Annotated in this window: 30 protein-coding genes; 16 read left to right on the top strand and 14 right to left on the bottom strand. The window is 32.5% G+C overall.

Annotated features, from left to right (window positions below; genetic code table 11):
* Window positions 1–38 precede the first annotated feature (38 nt).
* Complete coding sequence (locus tag Q0822_RS04130) at window positions 39–1,649, top strand: Ig-like domain-containing protein (protein WP_299120519.1); 1,611 nt, start codon at window positions 39–41, stop codon at window positions 1,647–1,649.
* Here Q0822_RS04130 and Q0822_RS04135 read toward each other — a convergent pair.
* The 4 genes from Q0822_RS04135 to Q0822_RS04150 form a co-directional block, all read right to left on the bottom strand.
* Window positions 1,633–2,415 carry an amidohydrolase gene (locus Q0822_RS04135; RefSeq protein WP_299120521.1) on the bottom strand — a complete coding sequence of 261 codons (783 nt, stop codon included), beginning with the start codon at window positions 2,413–2,415 and terminating at the stop codon, window positions 1,633–1,635. The two genes, Q0822_RS04130 and Q0822_RS04135, sit on opposite strands and share 17 nt — an antisense overlap.
* 2 nt (window positions 2,416–2,417) lie before the next feature.
* The gene (locus tag Q0822_RS04140; RefSeq protein WP_299120523.1) at window positions 2,418–2,906 is read right to left on the bottom strand and encodes a hypothetical protein; all 489 of its coding nucleotides are present in this window, start codon (window positions 2,904–2,906) and stop codon (window positions 2,418–2,420) included.
* Between the two features lie 61 nt (window positions 2,907–2,967).
* Entirely contained in the window at window positions 2,968–3,495 is a 528-nt protein-coding gene (locus Q0822_RS04145) for a hypothetical protein (RefSeq protein WP_299120524.1), read from the bottom strand.
* Between the two features lie 73 nt (window positions 3,496–3,568).
* Window positions 3,569–4,711: a methionine aminotransferase gene (locus Q0822_RS04150; protein ID WP_299120526.1), complete on the bottom strand. Its 1,143-nt coding sequence runs from the start codon at window positions 4,709–4,711 to the stop codon at window positions 3,569–3,571.
* Window positions 4,712–4,754: 43 nt separating this feature from the next.
* Between Q0822_RS04150 and Q0822_RS04155 the strand changes: the two genes are divergently transcribed.
* Window positions 4,755–5,546, top strand: a complete 792-nt coding sequence (locus Q0822_RS04155; protein WP_299120528.1) for a hypothetical protein — start codon at window positions 4,755–4,757, stop codon at window positions 5,544–5,546.
* Between the two features lie 70 nt (window positions 5,547–5,616).
* On the opposite strand, the gene ahcY is transcribed toward Q0822_RS04155, so the two are convergent.
* Window positions 5,617–6,933 carry an adenosylhomocysteinase gene (gene ahcY, locus Q0822_RS04160; protein WP_299120530.1) on the bottom strand — a complete coding sequence of 439 codons (1,317 nt, stop codon included), beginning with the start codon at window positions 6,931–6,933 and terminating at the stop codon, window positions 5,617–5,619.
* Between the two features lie 135 nt (window positions 6,934–7,068).
* Here ahcY and Q0822_RS04165 point away from each other — a divergent pair, with 135 nt between their 5' ends.
* The 8 genes from Q0822_RS04165 (at window position 7,069) to Q0822_RS04200 (ending at window position 14,455) form a co-directional block, all read left to right on the top strand.
* Window positions 7,069–7,695 carry a 4'-phosphopantetheinyl transferase family protein gene (locus Q0822_RS04165; RefSeq protein WP_299120532.1) on the top strand — a complete coding sequence of 209 codons (627 nt, stop codon included), beginning with the start codon at window positions 7,069–7,071 and terminating at the stop codon, window positions 7,693–7,695.
* Window positions 7,695–8,420: a geranylgeranylglyceryl/heptaprenylglyceryl phosphate synthase gene (locus Q0822_RS04170; RefSeq protein ID WP_299120533.1), complete on the top strand. Its 726-nt coding sequence runs from the start codon at window positions 7,695–7,697 to the stop codon at window positions 8,418–8,420. Before Q0822_RS04165 ends, Q0822_RS04170 begins: the two co-directional genes overlap by 1 nt.
* A gap of 1 nt (window position 8,421) precedes the next feature.
* A complete protein-coding gene (locus Q0822_RS04175; RefSeq protein WP_299120534.1) occupies window positions 8,422–8,682 on the top strand; it encodes a hypothetical protein in 261 nt (86 codons plus the stop codon).
* On the top strand, window positions 8,666–9,298 hold the full coding sequence (pnuC, locus tag Q0822_RS04180) for a nicotinamide riboside transporter PnuC (RefSeq protein ID WP_299120535.1): 633 nt from the start codon (window positions 8,666–8,668) through the stop codon (window positions 9,296–9,298). Before Q0822_RS04175 ends, pnuC begins: the two co-directional genes overlap by 17 nt.
* Window positions 9,259–9,828 (top strand): ATP-binding protein, encoded by a 570-nt coding sequence (locus Q0822_RS04185; RefSeq protein WP_299120536.1) that lies wholly within the window; start codon window positions 9,259–9,261, stop codon window positions 9,826–9,828. Before pnuC ends, Q0822_RS04185 begins: the two co-directional genes overlap by 40 nt.
* Complete coding sequence (locus Q0822_RS04190; protein ID WP_299120538.1) at window positions 9,825–11,384, top strand: DUF4301 family protein; 1,560 nt, start codon at window positions 9,825–9,827, stop codon at window positions 11,382–11,384. The genes Q0822_RS04185 and Q0822_RS04190 overlap by 4 nt, the downstream gene beginning before the upstream one ends.
* Entirely contained in the window at window positions 11,384–11,788 is a 405-nt protein-coding gene (gene arfB / locus Q0822_RS04195; protein ID WP_299120541.1) for an alternative ribosome rescue aminoacyl-tRNA hydrolase ArfB, read from the top strand. The genes Q0822_RS04190 and arfB overlap by 1 nt, the downstream gene beginning before the upstream one ends.
* Before the next feature lie 360 nt (window positions 11,789–12,148).
* Complete coding sequence (locus Q0822_RS04200; protein WP_299120544.1) at window positions 12,149–14,455, top strand: TonB-dependent receptor; 2,307 nt, start codon at window positions 12,149–12,151, stop codon at window positions 14,453–14,455.
* Here the strand turns inward: Q0822_RS04200 and Q0822_RS04205 are convergent.
* Window positions 14,452–14,889 (bottom strand): hypothetical protein, encoded by a 438-nt coding sequence (locus Q0822_RS04205; RefSeq protein WP_299120547.1) that lies wholly within the window; start codon window positions 14,887–14,889, stop codon window positions 14,452–14,454. The genes Q0822_RS04200 and Q0822_RS04205 overlap by 4 nt on opposite strands.
* A gap of 151 nt (window positions 14,890–15,040) precedes the next feature.
* On the opposite strand from Q0822_RS04205, the gene greA reads away from it, so the two are divergent.
* Window positions 15,041–15,514 carry a transcription elongation factor GreA gene (greA, locus tag Q0822_RS04210; RefSeq protein WP_299120550.1) on the top strand — a complete coding sequence of 158 codons (474 nt, stop codon included), beginning with the start codon at window positions 15,041–15,043 and terminating at the stop codon, window positions 15,512–15,514.
* A 108-nt stretch (window positions 15,515–15,622) separates the two neighbouring features.
* Window positions 15,623–16,015, top strand: coding sequence for an HIT family protein (locus tag Q0822_RS04215; RefSeq protein ID WP_299120553.1), 393 nt, complete (start codon window positions 15,623–15,625; stop codon window positions 16,013–16,015).
* Here the strand turns inward: Q0822_RS04215 and Q0822_RS04220 are convergent.
* Complete coding sequence (locus Q0822_RS04220; protein ID WP_299120555.1) at window positions 16,012–16,368, bottom strand: hypothetical protein; 357 nt, start codon at window positions 16,366–16,368, stop codon at window positions 16,012–16,014. The genes Q0822_RS04215 and Q0822_RS04220 overlap by 4 nt on opposite strands.
* 35 nt (window positions 16,369–16,403) lie before the next feature.
* A complete protein-coding gene (locus Q0822_RS04225; RefSeq protein WP_299120557.1) occupies window positions 16,404–17,594 on the bottom strand; it encodes a HAMP domain-containing sensor histidine kinase in 1,191 nt (396 codons plus the stop codon).
* Between the two features lie 214 nt (window positions 17,595–17,808).
* On the opposite strand from Q0822_RS04225, the gene Q0822_RS04230 reads away from it, so the two are divergent.
* From Q0822_RS04230 to aat, 3 genes are all read left to right on the top strand, one after another.
* Entirely contained in the window at window positions 17,809–18,678 is an 870-nt protein-coding gene (locus tag Q0822_RS04230) for a flavin reductase family protein (protein ID WP_299120559.1), read from the top strand.
* A 43-nt stretch (window positions 18,679–18,721) separates the two neighbouring features.
* Complete coding sequence (locus Q0822_RS04235) at window positions 18,722–19,099, top strand: DUF3127 domain-containing protein (RefSeq protein WP_299120561.1); 378 nt, start codon at window positions 18,722–18,724, stop codon at window positions 19,097–19,099.
* 274 nt (window positions 19,100–19,373) lie between these two features.
* Window positions 19,374–19,997 carry a leucyl/phenylalanyl-tRNA--protein transferase gene (aat, locus tag Q0822_RS04240; RefSeq protein ID WP_299120564.1) on the top strand — a complete coding sequence of 208 codons (624 nt, stop codon included), beginning with the start codon at window positions 19,374–19,376 and terminating at the stop codon, window positions 19,995–19,997.
* Here aat and Q0822_RS04245 read toward each other — a convergent pair.
* Window positions 19,994–20,557 carry a DNA-3-methyladenine glycosylase I gene (locus Q0822_RS04245; RefSeq protein ID WP_299120566.1) on the bottom strand — a complete coding sequence of 188 codons (564 nt, stop codon included), beginning with the start codon at window positions 20,555–20,557 and terminating at the stop codon, window positions 19,994–19,996. The two genes, aat and Q0822_RS04245, sit on opposite strands and share 4 nt — an antisense overlap.
* Window positions 20,558–20,637: 80 nt before the next feature.
* Between Q0822_RS04245 and Q0822_RS04250 the strand changes: the two genes are divergently transcribed.
* Complete coding sequence (locus Q0822_RS04250) at window positions 20,638–21,255, top strand: thioredoxin family protein (RefSeq protein WP_299120569.1); 618 nt, start codon at window positions 20,638–20,640, stop codon at window positions 21,253–21,255.
* Between the two features lie 22 nt (window positions 21,256–21,277).
* Here the strand turns inward: Q0822_RS04250 and Q0822_RS04255 are convergent, their stop codons facing one another.
* The 5 genes from Q0822_RS04255 to Q0822_RS04275 all read right to left on the bottom strand — a co-directional run bounded on the left by Q0822_RS04255 (window position 21,278) and on the right by Q0822_RS04275 (window position 24,876).
* The gene (locus Q0822_RS04255; protein WP_299120572.1) at window positions 21,278–22,009 is read right to left on the bottom strand and encodes a hypothetical protein; all 732 of its coding nucleotides are present in this window, start codon (window positions 22,007–22,009) and stop codon (window positions 21,278–21,280) included.
* An 83-nt stretch (window positions 22,010–22,092) separates the two neighbouring features.
* Window positions 22,093–22,791 carry a tRNA pseudouridine(55) synthase TruB gene (gene truB / locus Q0822_RS04260; protein WP_299120574.1) on the bottom strand — a complete coding sequence of 233 codons (699 nt, stop codon included), beginning with the start codon at window positions 22,789–22,791 and terminating at the stop codon, window positions 22,093–22,095.
* Window positions 22,791–23,594, bottom strand: coding sequence for an undecaprenyl-diphosphate phosphatase (locus tag Q0822_RS04265; RefSeq protein ID WP_299120577.1), 804 nt, complete (start codon window positions 23,592–23,594; stop codon window positions 22,791–22,793). The genes truB and Q0822_RS04265 overlap by 1 nt, the downstream gene beginning before the upstream one ends.
* Window positions 23,595–23,650: 56 nt before the next feature.
* The gene (locus tag Q0822_RS04270) at window positions 23,651–23,914 is read right to left on the bottom strand and encodes a DUF3098 domain-containing protein (protein ID WP_299120579.1); all 264 of its coding nucleotides are present in this window, start codon (window positions 23,912–23,914) and stop codon (window positions 23,651–23,653) included.
* Window positions 23,915–23,997: 83 nt separating this feature from the next.
* Window positions 23,998–24,876: a permease-like cell division protein FtsX gene (locus Q0822_RS04275; protein ID WP_299120582.1), complete on the bottom strand. Its 879-nt coding sequence runs from the start codon at window positions 24,874–24,876 to the stop codon at window positions 23,998–24,000.
* Window positions 24,877–24,886 lie beyond the last annotated feature (10 nt).

Here is a 24,886-nt window from a genome sequence, read left to right on the forward strand (position 1 = left end):
AATTATATTGTTTCTTTGTGCTAAATTATTTTATGTAGATGCGCTTACCTCTAATGCGAATTTTAAATTTTGTTTTTATTACCATTACTTTAGTGAGTTGTGCTAATCGTGGTACACCTACTGGAGGTGAAAAGGATGAAGAACCACCAGAAATAACGCAGTCTATACCTGAGAATTTTTCCACCAATTTTAAAGGAGATGAAATTAGAATTTATTTTAATGAATATGTAAAAGTAAAAGATCTTCGTAAACAACTTATTGTTTCCCCACCTATGGACATAGATCCGATTGTAACTCCAATGTCTGTGGCAAGTAATTACATATCAATTAAAATAAAAGATACTTTAGAGGATAATACAACTTATGCCTTTAATTTCGGGGAGAGTATTGTAGATAATAATGAAGGTAATCCTTATCCTTATTATAGATATGTATTTTCTACGGGAGACACTATTGATTCTCTCTCCGTCAAGGGATTTGTAGAAGACGCACTTTTAGAAGAACCAGATACATTTATTTCTGTAATGTTATACGATGTAGATTCAACCTACAAAGATTCTATAGTTTACAAAGAAAAACCGAGATACATCACTAATACCTTAGACAGTCTTACAAGTTTTAGTATTGATAATATTAAAGCAGGAACGTATAAACTAGTAGCATTAAAGGACAAAAACAGCAATTACAAGTTTGATCAAAAAGCAGACAAAATAGGATTTAAAAAGGAATTTATTACTGTACCTACAGACTCAACTTACAAATTAACCTTATTTAATGAAGACATAAATTTTAAAGCTGTAAAACCAAAACAAGATGGTGAAACTAAAATTATCTTTCCATACGAAGGTGATTATAAATCTATGAGAATTAATGTCTTGGGAGAAACACCAGAGGGTTACGAAACTCGCATTCTGAAAGACTCAGAGACAGATACTCTATATTACTGGTATAAGCCAAAATTTGAGGTGGACACTACTTTTTTTATAGTTACTAATGAAAAGTACATTGATACTTTTAAACATCGTTTTAGAGCATTAAAGGCAGATTCACTAGAAATATCTGCAATAACAAAAGGTACATTAGGTTTTGAACAAGATTTTACCCTTCAAGGTAATATTCCATTTACCAAAATTGACACCTCTAAAGTTAAACTGATTGACAAAGATTCTTTATTTGTTCCATATAAAGTAGAATATGATTCTATTTTCAATAGGTATAAATTTCCTATTGACATGCAAGAAGGCGAAAAATATCTCTTCACCATGTTACCAGGCACATTCACCGATTTTTATGAAGGCAGCAATAAAGACACTCTCAATTATTCTTTTAGAACAAAACTAAAATCTCAATATGGTAATATTAGGGTGAACCTTCGAAATGCTAAATTTCCTTTGATTGTTCAGCTAGTGAATGATCGTGGGGTTGTCTTATACGAGCGTTACGCCACAGAATCTCCTGTAGTAGATTTTAATGATTTATCACCAAGACAATATGCCTTAAGAGTTATTTTCGATTCCAATGGTAATGGAAAATACGATACAGGAAACTATCTTTTAGGTATTCAACCTGAACGTGTCAGTTATTCTAAACCGATTGAAGAAGTAAGAGCAAACTTTGATTGGATTATAGAGTTTATACTACTAGATTAAATTCATCTCTGTCATTCAAAAAATTCAGTTTTTCTCGAAACTTTTTAATATGATCTTTTTCTAAAACTACAATTTCTGTGGCTTCCTTGTTTTCTGGAATTGAATCTATTCTATGCCCTAAAACATCATAAGCGGCTGAATGTCCGGAATATTCGTAGTTATTTCCATCGAGCCCTACTCTATTTACTCCTACACAGTAACTCATGTTTTCAATGGCTCTCGCTTTTAATAGTGCATCCCAAGCGTTAACTCTAACCTTAGGCCAATTGGCAACATAAAGTAGGAGATCATAATCTTCAATATTTCTTGCCCATACAGGGAAGCGCAAATCGTAGCATACCAGAGGGCAAATTTTCCAGCCTTTATAATTAAAGGTTACTTTTTCTGTACCAGCAGTATAGACTTTGTGCTCACCTGCCAAAGTAAAAGTGTGCCTTTTGTCGTATAGCGTAATATGACTAGAGGGCTCTATACAAACCAAACGATTATAATAATTGTTGTTCTCAGAAATTACTAAACTCCCAACGATAGCAGTTTGTTTTTCTCTAGATATTTCCTTTAACCATTTTATGGTTTCACCACTCATAGTTTCGCCAACTTCAACAGCATTCATGGTAAAACCAGACGTGAACATTTCTGGCAAAACAATGAGATCAACACTAGTCGTAACAGCATTGATCTTATCGTTTAGTAAGCGTCTATTTTCTGTTGGGTTTTCCCAGACTAAAGATGTTTGAATTAAAGCAACAGTTAAAGAGTTACTCATATTTATAATTTACGTTTTGCTTTTTCCAACTTTTCAGTTAATTTTTCAAGCTTTTCAAGCGTTTTTCTTTCATCTTCAGGAGATAATTTACCCTTTCTCTTCAGCTTTTCATATTTCTTCTGGGCTTTCTCAAGGTTACTTTGAGCTTTCTCAAAATTCTTTTGAAGTTTCTCCTTTTTCTTTAATTCTTTTTCGGCTTTATTCTGAGCCTTTTCAGCCTTTTTTTGAGCTTTTTCTGCTTTTTTCGCTTCTTTTTCTAGTTTTTCGGCTTCTTTTTTCGCTTTTTCAGTAATTCTTAATTTTTTGGAAACTTTAGCCGCTTGCTTTAAAATAGCTTCTTTTTCTTCAAGATTTAAGGTTTCTGTAACGTCTTCTCCATTAAGGAAGATTTTTTCTTTTTTTACTTCATAAGTTTTTCCGTCATTTTCTACTTGTTGAGCAAATGAGGTAAGTGATAATGTGAAGATTAAAACTAGGATAAAATATTTCATATTCTTTTGATTAAGCGTTTTTCATTTTGACACTGAAAATTACTAAAAGTTACACACTATTTTAAAATTTATTGAGTTTCTGTTGTGCTTTTTCTGCTTCTACTTCCAACTTTTTTAGTTTTGCTTCCCATTCTTTAAGTTCTATGGAAGAGAGTTGACCATTGCTCTTTAGCTTTTCAAGTTCTTTTTGTTGCTCAACAAATCGCTTCTTGATTTTAGCATAATCATCTCTAGCGTTTTGTCGATTTCTAATTTTATCTTGCAAAGCATCTAATTGAGATTTAAGCTCTCTTTGTCTTTCTTTAGCATCATTTTCTATTTTTTCTTGTGTTTCAATAGCTTTCTCAAGCTCTTTCTGTCTTTTTGCTTCAGCTTTTTCTTGCTCTTCTTTTTGATTTAAGAGATCATCAATTTTCTCTTTTTGAGAAGCATCTAATTCACTCGACACATTAACACCATTTTTCTTAATTGCCTTTCCATCTACATTATAAATTTTTCCTTCATCTGTAATGACACGCTCACTGCTTCCACATGAAATAAAAATGAGAAAAATCAATGATAATTTAACTAGTTGTCTCAAAGTATTCATAGTATTTAATTTTTTGTTTAACTCTTCCAGAAATATAACCTATAATATCTGTGCAGGTTGACTGATATCATATTTAAATGTGCTTTAAAACATCCGTTGCCTTTTTAAGGGTTTCATCCGTTTTTGCAAAACAGAAACGCAATACCTTATCATCTTTATTATTTTCGTTAAAAACTGACAGCGGAATTGATGCAATTTTAAATTCTTTAGTTAGTCGTTTTGCAAAATCCACATCGTATTCGTCTGTGATGCCAGAATAATCTAAAACCTGAAAATATGTCCCTTTTGATGGAGTAAATTTAAAGCGAGATTCCGAAATTAAACTTAAAAATAAATCACGTTTATGTTGAAAAAAAGAATTTAAATCTAAATACGTTTCTGCATCTTGCATATAATCAGCTATTCCTTTTTGCATTGGATGATTTACAGAAAACACATTAAACTGATGCACTTTTCTAAACTCCGACATTAAATGATCTGATGCACAGCAATAACCTATTTTCCAACCTGTGTTATGAAATGTCTTTCCGAAGGAAGCCGTAATAAAACTACGTTGTTTTAAATCTTCAAATAAACAGACGCTCTGGTGTTGTTCACCATCAAAAATAATATGCTCATAGACTTCATCACTCAATACAATAATATTAGTGTCTTTGGTTAACTTTTGAAGTTGAAGCATATCCTCCTTAGACCATATTGTTCCGCTAGGATTGTGAGGTGAATTAATAATGATCATCTTAGTTTTAGATGATATCTTTGAGGAAACTTCATTCCAATTTACCTTATAATCTGATGCTGATAATTGAATCGGAATCGTTTTACCTCCATTCACTTCAACAGCAGGTTCATAACAATCGTAAGCAGGTTTAAAAATAACAATTTCGTCATTTGGTCTAATAAATGCTGATATAATGGTATAAATGGCTTGTGTTGCACCAGCTGTAACAGTTATTTCATTTTCAGGGTGATAAGTGGCTTTATAAAGCAGTTGGTATTTGTTAGAAATTGCCAATCGCAAATCCAAATTACCAGCCATTGGTGCATATTGGTTGTAACCATTGTTCATACCATCTGAAACCAAATCATTTAACTTTTGAGAACTAGGATAATTAGGAAATCCTTGAGATAGATTTAAGGCATTATGCTCGTTAGCCAAAGCACTCATTACTGTAAAAATTGTAGTACCTACATTAGGTAGTTTAGATTTGTGTTGCATAGTTTGTAAGATACTAAATATAGAGATAGATCGTTAAATATGTATGTCGAAAATTAGCCTCCTTTTATTTTTTATTTTAGTAAGTAGTTGCAATGACAATGCAGAAAAAGAATTAGTAGTTACAGAAATTCAAAATAAAAATAGCAAGACTATAGCAATGGAAGTTAGTAATGAATTTTTGTTAGATTCCATAAAACTGAACATCAACTTCAAACCAAAAGGAAATTATACGACTATCACCAATAAAATTAAAACTGACCAAAACTATTTTAAAAATTTATATAGCTCTGATAAAACCAAAGCTATTGATAGCGCATCAAAATATATCTACTCTAAATTACTAAATGATATTGTGCCTCATTGGTATGAAACCGAGTGGGATTTTAATGGATACACCAATATTCCGAATGATGGTGAAATTGCATGTGGTTATTTTGTATCGACCACTTTAAAGCATTTAGGTTTTAATCTCAATCGCTACAAAATGGCACAAGCTGCTGGTTTGGATGAAGCCAAACTTTTACAATCGAGGTCTGAGCTTAAAATATTTTCTAACTTAACTTATGAGAAGTTGAAAGCCAAAGTAAATAAGGTTTATTCTGATGGTGTTTACTTTGTTGGTCTTGATAATCATGTTGGTTATGTACTCATAAAAGACAAAGAACTTTATTTTTTACATTCTAGTTATTGTGATGACAAAGTTGTGATAGAACTAGCAGAAAAATCACTATGCTTTGAATCTAATATTTACGTATATGCGGAGATAACATCAAACAAAAAATTGATTAAAAATTGGATATTTAATGAGCGATTGAATATTCGAAGTAATAATTAAAAACCCTCACATTTCTGCGAGGGTTTAAATCTATGATGAGATACTGAAACAAGTTCAGTATGACAATAATTTAATATCTGTAATGCTCAGGCTTATAAGGCCCTTCAACTTTTACACCAATGTAATCGGCTTGGTAGTCTGCTAGTTCTGTAAGCTCAACACCAATCTTTTCTAAGTGTAATTTTGCTACTTTTTCATCTAAATGTTTTGGCAACATATAGACATCATTTCCGTAGGCATCAGCATTTTTCCAAAGCTCGATTTGTGCTAAAGTTTGATTAGTGAATGAATTACTCATTACAAAACTTGGATGACCCGTTGCACAACCTAAGTTTACTAAACGACCTTCAGCTAAAATGATAATATCTTTGCCATTGATAGTGTATTTATCTACCTGAGGCTTAATCGTATCCTTAGTATTTCCATGGTTTTTATTCAACCAATCCATTTGTATCTCATTGTCAAAGTGACCAATATTACAAACAATTACTTTGTCTTTCATAGCTTCAAAATGCTCAGCTCTAACGATGTCTTTGTTTCCAGTGGTTGTAATCACAATATCAGAATTTCCAACAACCGTCTCTAGCTTCTTCACTTCAAAACCATCCATTGCAGCTTGTAATGCACAAATTGGGTCAATTTCAGTGACAGTCACAATACTACCTGCTCCTTTAAAAGAAGCCGCAGTTCCTTTACCAACATCACCATAACCACAAACTGTTACACGCTTACCAGCTAACATAATATCTGTTGCTCTACGAATTGCATCTACTGCCGATTCTTTGCAGCCATATTTATTATCAAATTTAGACTTTGTAACCGAATCATTGACGTTAATTGCTGGCATTGTTAATGTACCATTTTTAACGCGCTCATAAAGCCTGTGAACACCTGTAGTCGTTTCTTCAGATAAACCTTTTATACCATCAGATAACTCTGGGTAACGATCTAAAACCATATTAGTTAAATCGCCACCATCATCTAAAATCATATTTAATGGCTTACGGTCTTCACCAAAGAACAATGTTTGTTCTATACACCAATCAAACTCTTCTTCTGTCATGTCTTTCCAAGCATAAACGGCTGTACCTGCAGCAGCAATTGCAGCAGCAGCCTGATCTTGTGTAGAGAAAATATTACAAGAACTCCAAGTTACTTCTGCACCTAAGGCTTGCAATGTTTCTATTAAAACAGCCGTTTGAATCGTCATGTGCAAACATCCAGCAATACGAGCACCTTTTAGAGGTTGTTCATTTTTATATTCTTCTCTAAGACTCATTAAACCTGGCATTTCTGCTTCAGCTAGTTCAATCTCTTTTCTTCCCCAAGCCGCAAGGGACATATCTTTTACCTTGTTAGGTACGTAAGCAATTGTTTTTGTATTCATATTCTCTTTTATCTCGTTTTTAAAATTGTACTTGCCTTTGGGTTTATGGCTTAAATAACTAAATTCGCTATATCAAAAAAATACCAAATTCGCCTTAGGCGATGCAAAGATAATCAATAGGATTAACAATATTAAATGCCACTGTACAAATCCATTAGCGTAAACTCACAAACTACTGTTAAAATCTGGAAGATTGAAGAGTCTTACAATGCGTTATTAGAGCCTCTAGATTTAAAATCAAATAGCCTAGAACGTGTTTTAGGCATGAAAAGCGAACTACATCAACGTGGTTTTTTAAGTGTACGTCATTTGTTGCGAGAGTTTGGTTATACAGATCAAGATTTATATTACGATAACAACGGAAAACCACATTTAAAAGACGGAAAACACATTTCAATAACACATTCCTTCACCTTTTCGGGAGTCATTGTTAGTGATAACGAAGTTGGAATAGATATTGAAAAACAACGTGATAAAATCGGAATTATAGCACATAAATTTGTGGACTATGAGTTTGATTATTTAGATAAAAACGCTGAAGATTATATAAGAAAACTTACTGTAATTTGGGGAATTAAAGAATCTTTATACAAGTTGTTTGCCACACCAGGTATGCTATTTAGGGAACATTTTTTAGTGATTCCATTCATGATTAAACATAGCGAAACTGTCGCATGGATAGATTATAAAGACAAAAAATACAGGTATAATACAGCATTTTTAGAGTTTGAAGGTTTTACTTGTGCCTATGTTGTCCCATAATGAGTAGCATCTATCAACATATCATTACTGCAAAAGCCAAAGGTGAAAAATTATTAGCTGTTTTAATCGATCCTGATAAAATGAAACTTGAAGCTGTTTCAAGTTTTATCTCTAAAATCAATCAATCTATAGCAACGCATATTTTTGTAGGAGGAAGTGAAGTTGATGAAGGCATCACTGAAATTCTGGTTGATAAGATTAAAAAACACACCTCTTTGCCAGTGGTTTTGTTTCCAGGAGATGTGATACAGATTACAGATAAAGCTGATGGCATTTTGTTTTTGTCTTTAATATCTGGAAGAAATCCAGAGTATTTGATTGGGAAACATGTTGAAGCAGTTTCTAGATTGAAAGGCACAAATCTGGAAGTAATTCCGACTGGCTATCTGTTAATTGAGAACGGAAAAGAAACTTCTGTTCAGCGCGTGAGTAAGACCAAACCAATTAAAAGAAGTGAAATTCAAATTATAAAGGACACAGCTAAAGCTGGAGAATTTTTAGGTATGAAATTAATTTATCTAGAAGCTGGAAGTGGCGCAACACATGCTATTGAGCCTGAAATAATTTTAAAGGTAAAGCAAAAATTAACTATTCCTCTCATAGTTGGAGGTGGTATTAAATCCATTGCAGAACTAAAATCAGCTTACAATGCTGGCGCAGATTTATTAGTAATTGGAACAGCCTTTGAAGAGGATGAAGCATTCTTTAATGACATAAAAAAATAGTATGAATATATCTGTAGATTTAACTTTATCCCCATTACAAGATGATTATGAAAAACATGTCATCAATTTTATAAAAAGACTAAGAGCTTCAGAGTTTACAGTATTAGAAAATCCTCTAAGTACTCAAATCTATGGTGATTATGATGTATTAATGCCGTTCTTAACTCAAGAAATAAAGCGTTCATTTGCTGATGTAGATATTTCAGTATTACAAATGAAACTAGTAAAAACAGACCGAAGCGACTATGAACCAGATTTTTGATTTTTTCTTCGCGCAATATTCAACCTATGAAACTACAGACATCGTCTTAGAAATTATCGCGGTTATTTTTGGATTTTTATCGGTTTGGTATTCTAAACAAAATAAAATATTTGTGTTTCCAACTGGAATGATTAGTACAATGATTTTTGTGTATTTATTATTAAAATGGGAATTATTAGGAGATATGATGATCAACGCTTATTATTTTGCAATGAGCGTATATGGTTGGTATATATGGACACGCAAAGTTGACGAAACACATGTTACTCCAATTTCCATGACTACCACAAAAGAAAAAAAACTAAGTGTAGCAATATTTTTAGCAACTTTACTATTTGTTTTTATAGTTTATAAAACATTTGATAAATGGAATGGTTGGGTCGCTTATGTAGATACTATTACAACAGCGATATTTTTTGTAGGTATGTGGTTAATGGCTAGGCGTAAAATTGAAAATTGGATCTTCTGGATTATTGGAGACATCATATCTGTACCTTTGTATTTGCATAAAGGTTTTACCTTTACAAGTTTTCAATATTTAGGATTTACCATAATTGCAATATTTGGATATTTAGCATGGAAGAAGCACTTAAACAACAACCTAGCAACTGCATAAAAGTCGTTTTGTTTGGACCTGAATCTACAGGTAAAACAACATTATCTCGTCAACTAGCCAGACATTATAATTCGGTTTGGGTACGTGAGTATGCAAGAGAATATCTACAAGATAAATGGAATAACGAGCGTAAAACTTGCGAGCCAAAAGATTTACTGCCGATTGCAATCGGACAAATGAAACTCGAAAATGAATTAGCTCAAAAAACGGACTCAGTTCTAATATGCGATACCGATCTACTTGAAACTAAAGTATATAGTGAAGCTTATTACTCAGGAACATGTGACCCGATTTTAGAAGCATATGCTCTAAAAAATTCCTACGATCTTTACTTTTTAACTTATATTGACACACCTTGGGAAGCAGATGACCTAAGAGACAAACCCAATGAGAGAGAACGTATGTTCAAAGCATTTGAAACTGCTCTAAAAACCTACAATAGACCTTATGTTTTATTAAAAGGAAGTAAAGCCGAGCGTCTTAAAATTGCTGTAGGGCATATTGACAAGCTACTAGAGAAAAAAATATGAGTTTTACAGAGAATGATATAAAACAAATTAAAGCGAAAGGATTAACCGTAGACGATGTTAAGAAACAAATTAACATTTTTGAAGCAGGTATTCCTTTTACAAACATTGCAAATGCCGCTACCTTAAACGATGGAATAATGGCATTAAATGAGATAAGTATAAAAAAATATGTCACCCTATTTGAAGCTGAAAAAAATAATATTTCATTATTAAAATTTGTACCTGCATCTGGTGCTGCAACTAGAATGTTCAAATTCTTGTTCCAGTTTGTTAATGAATATAAGCCTAATGAGCAATCGCTCAATTCTTACATAAATAAAAATGGACTAAAAGATTTATCCTTGTTTATGGTGGGTTTAGAAAAATTTCCATTCTATAAACAAGTTCTAGAATTACTCAAATCTAAAGGAATTGCATTTGAAACTTTACCAACGCATGAAAAAATTTGGCAATTTGCCAAAGCGATGTTAGACAAAAATCAATTGAATTTTGGGAATCAGCCCAAAGGATTATTGCCATTTCACGAATATAAAAACAACCATATATCAACAGCTTTTGAAGAACATTTGTATGAAGCTGCATTGTATGCATCTAGCGATGGACTAGCCAAGCTTCACTTTACAATTTCACAAGTTTACGAAGACAAGTTTTCTAAGGAATTTAAACGCATTCAAGATCACGTAGAAGAAAATACAAATGTTAAATTCGATATTTCATTTTCGTATCAGCAACAATCCACAGATACCGTTGCTGTGACTTTAGATCATAAACCATTTAGAAAAGCAGATGGTTCCATTTTATTTAGACCATCTGGTCATGGAGCTTTATTAAAGAACTTAAATGCGTTAGATGCTGACATTATCTTTGTCAAAAACATAGACAATGTTGTAGTAAAAAAGTACAAAGATGAAGTTGCTAAATACAAAATAGTATTAGCTGGGATTTTATTAGAATTACAAAACAAGACGTTTGAGTTTTTAAAGCAATTAGATAGAAATGATGCATCAGACTCATCACTAAAAACAATAGAGGATTTTTTAACTGAAGAATTAAGTGTCAAAATATCTACCGAGTATATAAAATATTCAGACCGCTATAAAAAAAAATATTTAAAAGAAAAACTAAATCGACCTATCCGAATTTGTGGAATGGTAAAAAATGAGGGAGAACCTGGCGGAGGCCCTTTTTGGGTAAAAGATCAAAATTCTAACCAATCCCTTCAGATTGTAGAGTCTGCACAAATTAATTTGAAAGACAAAAAGCAAAAAGCAATTCTAGAAAATGCCACACACTTTAATCCTGTAGATTTAGTTTGTGGTGTAAAAAACTATAAAGGTGAAAAATTTGATTTAGAAAACTACGTAGACCATAGTGCCGCTTTTATAAGCTCAAAAACACAAATGGGTAAAGATTTAAAAGCGTTAGAACTACCTGGACTTTGGAATGGTAGCATGGCACATTGGAATACCATCTTTGTTGAAGTACCAATCATTACGTTTAATCCGGTAAAGACAGTTAATGACTTACTCAAAGCACCACATCAAATTAAAGAATAGTGGACGCTGATTTACTTAAATCTGAATTATCTTATAAATACGTGCGAAGCTCAGGAAGTGGAGGACAAAATGTCAATAAAGTTTCTTCAAAAGCAGAATTGTATTTCAACCTTCAAGATTCTCAAGTCTTTAATAAAGACGAAAAACTAAAACTCTCTGAATTTTTCTCAAAAAGATTAACTAAAGAAGGTATTTTAATTTTAGCATGTGATGAAAGCAGAAGTCAGTTCAGAAACAAAGCCATTGTCACACATCGCTTTTTAGAACTAATTGATGAAGGTTTAAAGGAAGAAAAGGAACGTATTAAAACAAAAATTCCTAAAGCAGTAAAGAGAAAACGCTTAGCTAATAAACGTAAAACTTCAGAAAAGAAAGCTAATCGTAAACCACCAGAAACAGATTAATTACTTCCGTTAAAATAATTTCTAAATAATCATTTGTCTAATATCATTTGTTACTATCTTTGCAGCGTTCTCAAAAAAGGGGTGCCAATAAGTGGCTGAGATCATACCCATTGAACCTAGAACAGGTAATGCTGTTTAGGAAACGAGCGTAAAGAAAATGTCTTGTAGACATTTTTAGCGAGTGCGATAAGGTCATCAATGCTGGTTTTTACTTCTGAATCTTAAAGATGTTTTAGTCATCATTGTATGGATTCAAAATAGAAATCAACATTTCAATATTGTATAAAGCTAATGCTCACAATAATCAATTTTTAACCAAGAATAATGACCTCTTTTTATTCGATTATAAATTATAGTCGTATGAAATCTAGTATTCTTAAAAGTCAATCTGGTAGTAACTTGTCCTACTTAACTAGATTCAGTTTCGTCTTTCAAAATAATGTAGCCGAAACTAAAATTTTATTCAAAAATCTCCCAAAATTTAGTTGGCAGAGATTAACACTATTCATTTTTTTACTAAGCTTTTGTTCAACTTATGGGCAAGAAAAACAACAAGATTCAACAAAAGTTGAAAAACTCGACGAAGTCCTAGTAAAAGCAGTACGTGTAAATGCTAAATCGCCTATTACACACAGTAACGTTACTAAAAAGGAAATTGCTAAACGTAATTTAGGGCAAGACATCCCGATGCTACTTAACTTTTTACCATCAGTAGTTACCACAACAGATGCTGGTGCAGGTGTAGGTTATACAGGTATTAGAGTTAGAGGTGTTAGTGCACAATCTACAAACATCACTATCAATGGAATTCCATACAACGATGCGGAATCTCTGGGAACATTCTGGGTCAATCTAGGCGACTTTGCCTCTTCTGTAGAAAGTTTACAATTACAACGTGGAGTTGGTACATCAACCAATGGTTCTGGTGCTTTCGGAGCAAGTATTAATATTTTAACGGATGCATTCTCTAAAGATGCATCAGGTGAAATTTCTAATTCTTTTGGAAGTTATAATACAAGAAAACATACGGTGAAGTTTAGTACAGGACTTATGAATGACCACTTCGAAATTGCTGGTCGTCTTTCAAATATTGCTTCAGATGGTTATATTGATAGAGCTTCATCTGATTTGAAATCTTACTTTTTACAAGGCTCTTATGTAGATGATAATACCTTAGTAAAAGCCGTTCTTTTTGGTGGAAATGAAGTTACCTATCAATCTTGGTATGGTCTTGAGGATTTGAATCTATTAGAAAATAACCGTACTTATAATATTGCTGGTCAATACACAGACGACGATGGTAATACCCAGTTCTACGATAACGAAGTCGATAACTACAGTCAAGATCACTATCAATTACACTGGAATCAGAGATACAATAGTCAATGGTCGACAACCTTGGGCTTAAACTATACATACGGTCGTGGCTATTTTGAACAGTATAAAGAAGATGAAGGTTTTGATACGTATGGTTTTGAACCAATAGATATCAATGGAGAAACAATAGATGAGACTGACTTAATTCGCAGACGTTGGTTAGATAACGATTTTTATGTGTTTAATGCCAATGCCAATTATAAAGATGATAACCTAAATTTAATTTTTGGAGGTTCTTACAGTCACTATAATGGAGAGCATTTTGGTGAAGTGATTTGGGCAGAATTTGCTAGTCAAAGCGAAATTAGAGATCATTATTATGATGGTAATAGTAAAAAGAATGATTTATCTGTTTTTACAAAGGCAAACTATAGGCTTAACGAAAATGTAAGTTTATACGGAGATTTACAGGTTAGAAATGTAACTTATAAAACTACAGGAACAACATCTGATATTGTAGAATTTGCAGTAGATAAAAACTTTACGTTTTTTAATCCAAAAGCTGGTATAACATATGATTTAAATTCTGATAACAGCTTGTATTTCTCTTATGCTAGAGCCAACAGAGAACCTAATAGAACCGATTTTGAAAGCAATCCAAATATCGAAGCAGAGCAATTAAATGATTTCGAATTAGGTTGGAGACATAAGAAAGGGAACTTCACCTTTAATGCCAATGCCTATTATATGCTTTATAATGAACAATTGGTACTTTCTGGCCAATTAGATGATGTGGGCAATCCGATAAGAACAAATAGCGGAAAAAGTTATCGTTTAGGGTTAGAATTAGAAGCTATAGTTCCTGTATCACCAAAACTTACGCTACAACCCAATATGACTATAAGTACTAATAAAAATGAGGGAACTATTATTCCTTTTGACGGAGCGTTACAAAATCTTGGTAAAACAGATATTTCATTTTCACCAGATTTAGTTGCTGCAAATGCTATTGTTTTTCAACCTATTGAGAACCTACAAATGTCTTTATTGAGTAAATATGTTGGCGAACAATTTATGAGTAATACCGAAGCTAAAGCATCTAAACTTGAGAGCTATTTTATAAATGATTTTAATATCAGCTATATGCTTAAAACTAAATCTGTTTTCGATTCTGTGGTATTTACTGGTTTAGTAAATAATATATTTAATGTTGAGTATATATCAAACGGTTATTACTATACATTTGATGATACTTGGTCTAATCCAGGAACTATTTCAACAATAGAAGGTGCTGGTTTTTACCCACAAGCAACAACCAACTTTTTGGTTGGTATAACTTTAAACTTTTAATTGGATACTAAAAACGTATTATTTCCAATATCCTCAACCCTGTATGGCTGTAACGTACAGGGTTGTGTGTTTTCACCAAATACTAAACCTGTAGCCAAACTATACTGATTACCATCATCGCAGCCGCAAGTTACTATATCACCTTGACCAGTATCTTCCAATGTTGAACATGCAGCAGGCTGATGACTAGGGTCAGCAGCATCCCAAGCATAAAGGGTAGCAGAGTTTAAACGCCAAAGCCAAATACCATTATTTCCTTGTCCAGAAACATATACTCCATTCCCAGGAAATTGTAGTTGGTTAAACTGAGGCAAATTAGTATTTACTGTTAGGTTAACACCAGCATTAAATAAAAAGTTACAATTGCTATTGTCATTATTTTTATCACAAGTAAAAATCATAACACAACTAAACAGTAAAAGTAGTTTTTTCATTATCAATTTTTGAAAGGCAATTTACAATTAATTCAACTATACCGTAAATATTTTATATATTTGCATAGTAATCTCGTCAGCGCGAGATTTTTTTTATGCTGTCCTTACGCTTAGTAAGTTTCAGCATCTTTTGATAATAAACGAATGAATTATGAGTAAAGTATCTTATTACACAGCTGAAGGTTTAAAAAAGCTAAGAGAAGAACTAAATCATCTTAAAGATGTTGAGCGCCCAAAGGCGTCCCAAGCTATTGCAGAAGCTAGAGACAAAGGTGATTTGAGTGAAAATGCAGAATATGATGCCGCAAAAGAAGCACAAGGTATGTTAGAAATGAAAATTTCTAAAATGGAAGAAACATTATCCGGTGCTCGTGTTATTGATGAATCGCAATTAGATACCTCTAAGGTTTTGGCGTTATCTATTGTAAAAATAAAAAACCAAGTAAATGGTATGGAAATGACCTATACTTTGGTGGCTGAAAGTGAAGCAGATTTAGCTTCTGGTAAAATTTCAGTTAATTCACCAATTGGTAAAGGTTTACTTGGTAAATCTGTAGGTGATACTGCTGAAATACAAGTACCAAGTGGAACAATGAAGTTTGATATTTTAGAGATTTCGAGATAAACTCTCTGAACTTAATATTTAAAAGATTCCTGTTTTATACTGAATTGATTTCAGTTAAGCAGGAATCTTTTTATCTTTATAAAAACTTGTTACTTTCTCATTTAAATTATGGCAACACTCTTTACAAAAATAGTATCAGGTGAAATTCCATCCTATAAAGTCGCAGAGACAGAAAACTTCTTTGCCTTTTTAGATATTAATCCTAATTCTAAAGGGCACACGCTTTGTATCCCTAAAAAGGAAATCGATAAAATTTTTGATTTAGATGAAGCTACTTATACTGCATTGATGCAATTTTCTAGACGTGTAGCACTAGCATTAGAAAAATCAGTACCGTGTGAGCGTATTGGCATGTCTGTTATTGGATTAGAAGTACCTCATGTACATGTTCATTTAATTCCACTTCATACTATGGAAAACGCTCGCTTTACACACAAAGAGAAACTAGAACCTATAGAGTTTGAAACTCTAGCCAATAAAATAGCTTCTAATTTTATTTAAAAACTAAATATTTCGGTTGCAAATAACGCAGATACAATAATTAAAACTAAAATAGTTATGATTAAAATCCAACTGATTGGTTTTAATTTAATTGATTTAGGCTTAGGTTGTAAGGCTCGTTTTTGGTAATCTACAACACTTTCAATATCGTCCGTCCAACGAATAGGAAATATTTGAGTATCACAGTTCAAGCAATGTAATTCATTTACTGTTTCTGCTGTAATCGCTTTATAAAAAGTGTTTTCGATAAACTTTTGTTTAAATACAACTTCTAAACTATCATTAGAATAGCATTCTGGACAGTTGTTACTTAACCGAGCTTCTTTTAAAGTGAAAAATCTTGACGCACTCATATTCAAATTTAAACTAAATTTTCAATAATCATTTGCTAAACCTGCTTCATAGCAATCTGAATTGTTGTTCCTTTTCCAATCTCAGAAGTCAAAACCTTAATTTTTCCATTGTGGTAATCTTCAATTATACGCTTAGCTAGAGACAGTCCAAGTCCCCAACCACGCTTTTTAGTTGTATAACCTGGTTCAAAAATTTTAGTGAATTGTTGTTTTGAAATCCCTTTTCCTGTATCCGAAATATTTATAAACACTTGCTTTTCAGTTTGAAAAAGCTCTAGCTTTACATCACCCTTTCCTTTCATAGCGTCAATTGCATTTTTCACCAAATTTTCAATAGTCCAGCTATAAAGTTCAGTATTCAAATTCACTGGTATTTCTTGTTCTGGGATATTGCTTTCAAAATTAATGAGCTTAGACGATCTTGATTTTAAATAATCATAAGATGTTTTGGTAACCTCAACAATATCAACTTTTTCTAGAGTTGGTATCGATCCTATTTTACTAAAACGATCTGTTATGGTTTGTAAACGATCAATATCCTTTTCAATTTCTACAATATAATCTGGATTGATGTTTTCAGTCTTTAAAATTTCTGTCCAGCCGACAAGAGAAGACAACGGAGTACCTATTTGGTGTGCTGTTTCTTTAGCCATACCTGTCCAAAGCTTGTTTTGTTGAGCATTTTTAGAACTTCGGTAAAAGAAATAAACAACCGCAGCAAAAAGTAGAATAATTAATAAAAGTGCTAGTGGATAATATTTTAGTTTGTTTAAAAGTGGCGAATTACCGTAGTATAATACTTTATTCTGACTTTTTATGATAAATGGTTCGTTCTCTTTACTAAACTTAGTAATAAGCTTTTCTCTATTTCTATAAATAAATGAAGAATCTAGTATTTTTTTTATAGAATCATTAGCCTTAATATTTACTCCTATATTTCTAGATCCTTCAATATTATTACTCTTTGTATCAATTAATAACATTGGTGTAGTAATCGTAGAATCTAAAACAATGAACTGCGCTACTTCATTAAAGGTAGGTTCAGCGCTAGTGAGGTCTTTCACATATTCATTGTAGGCAAATGTCCAACTTTTCATCTTTGCGCGTTCCTCTGCTTTAAAGTATTGAAAAAACACATACGTATTCCAAAGTATAAGGGAAATGATAATAAAGGAAGACACAATAATAATCCAACGGATTACATTTCTGTTTAAACTCAAGGTCATTAGTCAGTAAAATTTCATGTGCTTTTAAAAATTGATTTTATATAGGACACATGCTGTTCGTCATTAAAAATCCCTTAAGCCATAAAACTATTAGGATACTCGTTTCAATTTTAAATATAATGTAAATATGTTGATAATATTGTACTAATACAGATGTAAAATACTTTCGCTGACAACCTATAATAATTATATTTGCTGAAAATCAGTTGACTACATGGTTTCATTTATCCCTCAAGACCTTTCAACAGGCGTATTACATAGCTATTTATTAGGTGCTGTTGCACCAAGACCAATTGCTTTTGCAAGTACGATTGATGTAAATGGTAATCCTAATTTGTCTCCTTTTAGTTTTTTTAATGTGTTCAGCGCTAATCCACCTGTGTTAATATTTTCACCAGCGAGACGTGTTAGAGATAATACCACAAAGCATACTTTAGAGAATGTAGAGGCCATAAAAGAAGTTGTAATTAATGTGGTGAATTATGATATTGTTCACCAAATGTCTTTAACTAGTACTGAATATCCTGAGGATGTTAATGAGTTTGAAAAAGCAGGATTAACTATGTTAGCTTCGGATATTGTAAAGCCTTTTAGAGTTGCCGAATCACCTGTACAATTTGAATGCAAGGTCAATGATATTATACATTTGGGTAACGAAGGAGGAGCAGGAAATTTAGTAATCTGTGAAGTGGTAAAACTTCATATTTCAGAGGACGTTATGACTAACGATAACACTATAAATCAAGAAGCCTTAGATTTAGTTGCTAGAGCTGGTGGTAGTTATTATAGTAGAGCAAAAAAGGGCTTTTTTGAAATTCCAAAACCTATCAGAAATATGGGTATAGGTGTAGATAGTATGCCAGAGCATGTAAGAAACAGCATGATTTTAACCGGAAATAATCTTGGGATGCTAGCAAATGTTGAAACTTTGCCAAATGCCGATGACGTAAATAAGTTTGTTGAAGATATTAGTGAGCGTTATCCTGATATTAAAACAGCGTCACATAGAGAAAAACATAAGTTAGCTCGAAATTATTTGAGCTATGGAGACATAGAAAGTGCTTGGAAGTTATTACTTTCGTAGTCTCAAAAAATACAAATATTTAATAATTATAGATTAAGCAAAAATGGAAGTACAAGGACGTATTAAGATGGTAGGTGAGACACAAACCTTTGGTAGTAATGGATTTAGAAAAAGAGAAGTAGTGGTAACTACAGAAGAACAATACCCACAACATATTATGGTGGAATTTGTTCAGGATAAAACTGATTTATTGAATAACTACCAAGTTGGTCAGCAAGTAAAGATTAACATTAACCTAAGAGGTAGAGAATGGGTAAATCCACAAGGAGAAACTAAATACTTTAATTCAATACAAGGCTGGAGAATTGAAGCTTTACAACCAGAAGCTGCGAGTGGAGACATGCCACCTGTGCCACCAACAGAAGCATTTGAACCTGTTAGTGATTTAAACGAAGGAGATAGCGACGATTTACCGTTTTAAGGATACAAATTTTAAGCGATTATAAAAGACTTGATTTAATTAAAACAAGTCTTTTTTTATGTTTTGAAATAAAAAAAGTCCTGATGGTTAATCAGGACTTAATATTGTGGTTTTAGGTTTGACCTCTACTAACAAACTTAAAAAAAAGCAATGATGAACAAAAATTTATTTCATAAAGGTCAGGTCAAATATCAATAAAATTATTATACTATCAAAACAGAAACCTGTATTTAACACCAAAAATGTTAAAAAAATGTTATCGCAGTACTAATTAATGCACTTTTTAACTCAAAAAATAGAATTTCCAGATGTTTCAGAAGCCTCTGTTGATGGGCTTTTAGCTGTTGGTGGAGATTTATCTACTGAACGTTTACTCCATGCTTATTCAAAAGGTATATTTCCATGGTTTGATAGTACAGAACCTATTCTTTGGTGGTCGCCAGACCCTCGTTTTGTATTATTTCCGGCAGATTTAAAGGTATCTAAAAGTATGAAACAAGTGATAAGAAAGAATCTATTCAAAGTCACAGAAAACAAAGCCTTTATACAAGTAATTGAAAACTGTGCCGAAGCAAAGCGAGAAGGACAACAAGGTACTTGGATCACTCATGAAATGGTAGAAGCTTATATAAAGTTACATAAGCTTGGCTATGCTAAATCTATTGAAGTTTGGCAAAATGACGAATTGGTTGGAGGACTTTACGGTATTGATATAAAGAATTCTGTTTTTTGTGGTGAAAGCATGTTCGCTAAAGTTAGTAATGCCAGCAAAGTGGGTTTTATAACATTTGTTCAGAGTTCTAACTATAAATTAATTGACTGTCAATTACACACCAATCATCTAGAGAGTTTAGGAGCTAAGCATATTTCGCGATTAGATTTTTTAAAGTACCTCTAAACTTCATTATATCTAAAACATGATACTTCGTGGTCATTAACCATTCCTGTCGCCTGCATATGCGCATACATAACAGTTGTACCTACAAATTTAAAACCTCGCTTTTTTAGATCTTTACTTATGACATCACTCAAAGGAGTATTTGCAGGAGCATTTTTATAATTTTTATAATTGTTTTTAACAGGTTTGCCATCAACAAAATCCCAGATATACTTAGAAAAAGACCCAAATTCTTCTTGAATTTTCATAAAAGCCTGCGCATTAGTAATCGTTGCTTTTACTTTTAGTTTGTTTCTAATAATACCATCATCTTGCAACAAATCATCAATTTTAGACTGTTGATATTTGGCTATTGTCGCATAATTGAAATTATCGAAAGCTTTTCTAAAGTTTTCACGCTTTTTTAAAACGGTTATCCAACTTAAACCCGCCTGAAACGTTTCTAAAATTAAAAATTCGAATAAAGTATTATCATCATATACCGGAACTCCCCATTCTTCGTCATGGTAAGCCTCATACAAAGGATTACCAACGCACCATCCACACCTGTGTTTTTCCATAATTGTAAGGAATAAAAATTAGAACTACTAATGTAACAACTGTTGCACAAAAAATAGCAATAGAAACTTAAATTTGTACTATGGAAGTTTTAGATACACTTATGATCAACAATATAATTTCAAATGGCTTAAAGCATAGTATTACTTATGCTGATTATCGCAATTTAGTCTCTCAATTAGTTGAAGAAAATTCAACCACAGGAAACCAAAAAACAGAAGATTTAGCTAATTATACCATACTCAATGATAGACGTATGAAGCGTTGGGATAAAACTGTAAAAGTTTCGGAAGATATAAAAACGAAAATTGAAAATTTCAATAGAAAAGTAACTTGGTTGGTCATTACAGAAAGTTGGTGTGGCGATGCGGCCCACATTATGCCTGTAATAAATAAAGTTGCTGAACTCAATGAAAATATTGATTTCAAAGTTGTGTTAAGAGATGAGAATGATGAACTTATGAATCAGTTTTTGACCAATGGAGGAAAATCCATACCAAAATTAATAATGATAGATGATATAACTAATCAGGTCATTGATACTTTTGGACCGAGGCCAACAGTTGCTACCAATATGGTAAATAGCTACAAGGCTGAACATGGTATGCTAACACCTGAGTTTAAAGAAGATTTGCAACGTTGGTATAATAAAGATAAAGGACAATCGACAATTGAAGATTTAGTTAATTTATTGTCTTAAATAGTGACTTGCATAGGTCTAATTACTTTCCTTTAAATAAAAAAGTAATAGTGCCCAATTGATCTGTCCGATCAGACGTGTTAAATTGAACCGACTTTGCATATTCAATGGCGTGATCTATTAAACACTGATTGCTAGAATTCGAAGAACCATTTATGTAAGCATCGTAAACATCACCTGAACCATTAACTTTAATTGTAACTACAATTTTTCCGCCAAATTCGCATAAATAACGTGGCGTTTTATAATAGGTCAACGTTCTTCCTTTTAAAGAGTACGTTAAAGTGCTTTTGGCTTTAGCATGCTCATCAGCTATTTTCTTATTTTCTAAACGCTTATTTAATTCCTCCTGAAGTTTTTTATAAGATTCTGTTTCTTTAGAATTTAAAGCATACGCATTACTGGTTTCGTAAGATTTATCAACGCTGGTTTCTTCTTGTACTTCATTTGCTTTAGCTTCTTCTAGAGCTTTGGTTGTACGTTCAAAATCATTGCTGCTAACCGTTTTAAAGTTACGCATCATGTCTTTATACTCTTGATCTTCATTAAACGCCTTATTGGTCGAAGGTCCTGTTAAATCTTCAAATTTTTGAAGCTCTTCTTCAGTTAATTCTGGCTCTGGTTCTAAAAGGTAATAGCTTTCGGTAATTAGCTCTCCTTTGAGCCTTAGTTGAGCGCTAAACAGACCTAATACTACGATTCCTGCTATAAGAAAAGTAATTATTTCAGCTTTATATTTATCAATTAGTTCCAAATAGAATGCAAGTTTTAGTTTGCTTAGGATATACGAATATAACAACGAAATAGTTTAAAATCCAATCTTAAACCCTTGTTAAATCATTGTTTAGCAGGAAGACTTTCAATAAAAGCCTCAGGAGTTAAGGCGTTTTCAACTTTAAAATCACCTATACGTGTTCTTCGTAATTTAGATAGATGTGCGCCAGAATTCAGTGCTTTTCCAAAGTCATGAGCTAAAGAACGTATATAAGTCCCTTTGCTGCAAACGACTCTAAAATTTAGCTCTAAGTTCTTGATTTGAATAATTTCAAATTCAGTGATTTCTACTTGTCTTGGTTTTATTTCAACCTCCTCACCTGCTCTAGCAAATTCATATAAACGTTTTCCCTCTTTTTTAATAGCAGAAAATACTGGAGGAAATTGTTCAATCTTTCCAATAAATTGGTTCGTAGTTTTATGAATTAAATCTTCTGATATATGTTCCGTCGGATAAGATTGATCTACTTCCGTTTCTAAATCAAAAGAAGGTGTTGTGCTACCTAATGTAAACGTGCCTGTATATTCTTTTTCTTGCCCTTGAAATATATTAATCTGCTTGGTCATCTTACCAGTACAAATCACCAATAATCCTGTAGCTAGTGGATCCAAAGTACCTGCATGGCCCACTTTGATTTTCTTTATAGAAAAGGCTTGTCTTATAGCCCAGCGCAATTTATTTACCGCCTGGAAGGATGTCCAGTGTAGCGGTTTATCTATTAGTAAAACTTGACCAGTTTTGAAATCGTCTTCGGTTTGCATTAGATTTGAGTCCAAATTATTGCGATAATTCCAACGATAACACAATAAACAGCGAAATACGTTAATTTACTTTTCTTTACCAAAGCAATCATCCAAGTACATGCAAACAAACCTGAAATAAAGGCAGCAATAAAACCAACACTCAAATAGCCAAAACTTGTGCTGCTATAAGTCAGTTCTCCGGATAAAATATCCTTTGCTATTTTACCAAATATGAGTGGAACAACCATTAAAAATGAAAATCGTGCGGCTTTGGTTTTATCAATTCCTAAAAGTACAGATGTTGAGATTGTTGCACCAGAACGTGATATTCCAGGAAGCATAGCGATTCCTTGAGCAATACCGATAATAAAACTATCCGCAAAAGAAACTTTCTTATGTGTTTTCTTTGCTCTATCTGCCAAAAACAGCAATAAAGCGGTAACTATTAGCATGGCACCAACTAAAAGAATGTTATTTCCAAAGAGTTGTTCAAAAACACGTTCGTACTTATAGCCAATAATTACGGCAGGTATCATTGAAATAAGAATTTTTATTGAGAACTGAGATTCTTCATTCCATTTTAAACTTATTATACTATTAATGATACCTCTTAATATTTCAAGAATATCTTTTCTAAAAATAACCATGGTACTTAATGCTGTAGCAAAATGGAGCACAACGGTAAACATTAAGCTCTCTTCAGGAATAGCATCACTTCCTAGAATTGCTTTTCCTAATTCGAGGTGACCACTAGAAGATACAGGTAAGAACTCTGTAAGACCTTGAACAATTCCTAAAATAATGGCATCTAAAATTTCCATGGGGCATAAGTATCAACTAGGGATATGATACGTGGCAAATATAAGTAAATTCAAAATTATTTCTTGGAATCCTTATTTGGGTTCAAAAGTATAGCATAGACCTGAATCCCGAAACCAATAAGAACAAGTGTAGGAGCTAATCGAATACGCCTCCAACTAAAGATTGAAGGATCATAAACATTAGGGTTGTCACTTCCACCACCAGCCATGAGAATAAAGCCAATAGCAATAAATGCTAAACCGATAAATAAGAATTTGTAGTTTTTCTTACCAAAGATAAATTCTGCTTTATTATCTTTTTTACGTTTTTGTTCTCCCATAATGTTTTCAACTAAACTTTAATAGTGCACAAAGTAACAGTTTTATTTATAAATATAAGTTCACATTAATATTTTCCTAACATCTAATAATACAACTGATCCGTCTTCAAATTTAAGAAGCGTTGTGTGGCAATGAATGTGCTAATCCATGTAATTACAATACCTAACAGAAAGATGCCAACAAAAAGGGCAATAATCATTACTGTATTTCGCAATAATTCTAACTCAGGGAATGTAATATCTAAGTAATATAAAACTATAGCCATACCAACTAAAGCGACAAACGCACCGATGATTCCTAGTTGTACACTTTTCCAAACAAAAGGTCTACGGATAAAAGTTTTTGTAGCTCCTACCATTTGCATGGTCTTTATAATAAAGCGCTTAGAATAAACTGCCAAACGAATAGAACTATTAATCAACAACACAGCAATTAAAGTAAACAAACCACTAATGATTAATACCCAAAACGTAATTTTCTTAACGTTGTCATTCATCAATTCGACCAAGTCATTATCATATCGTATTTCTTCAATAAAAGCTTTATTAGACAAGCTTTCGGTGATCTCTGTTAAATTTTCAGTAGTTACAAAATCAGCTTTTAAATGAACATCAATTGAATTCTTTAAAGGGTTGTAACCTACAAAATCCATAAAATCTTCACCTGTTTCAGCTTTCATGAGCTCAGCAGCTTCTTCTTTAGAAACATATAATGCTTCTTTAGTATAATCTGCCATCGCTAAACTCTTTTTTAACTGATTTACTTCAACTTCTTTTGCTGTATCATTTAAATAAATGGTCATAACCACTTGCTCTTTAAAGTGGTCAGCCACTTTTTTTGAGTTAATCACCAAAAGACCCAAACAGCCTAAAAGAAATAAAACGAGTGCAATACTTATCACTACAGAAACATAAGACGATATAAGTTTTCGTTTTTGATATTTGTCAAAGGATGATGCCATGGATTAATGC

It is taken from the genome of uncultured Winogradskyella sp. (assembly GCF_947496485.1).
Lineage (GTDB): Bacteria > Bacteroidota > Bacteroidia > Flavobacteriales > Flavobacteriaceae > Winogradskyella.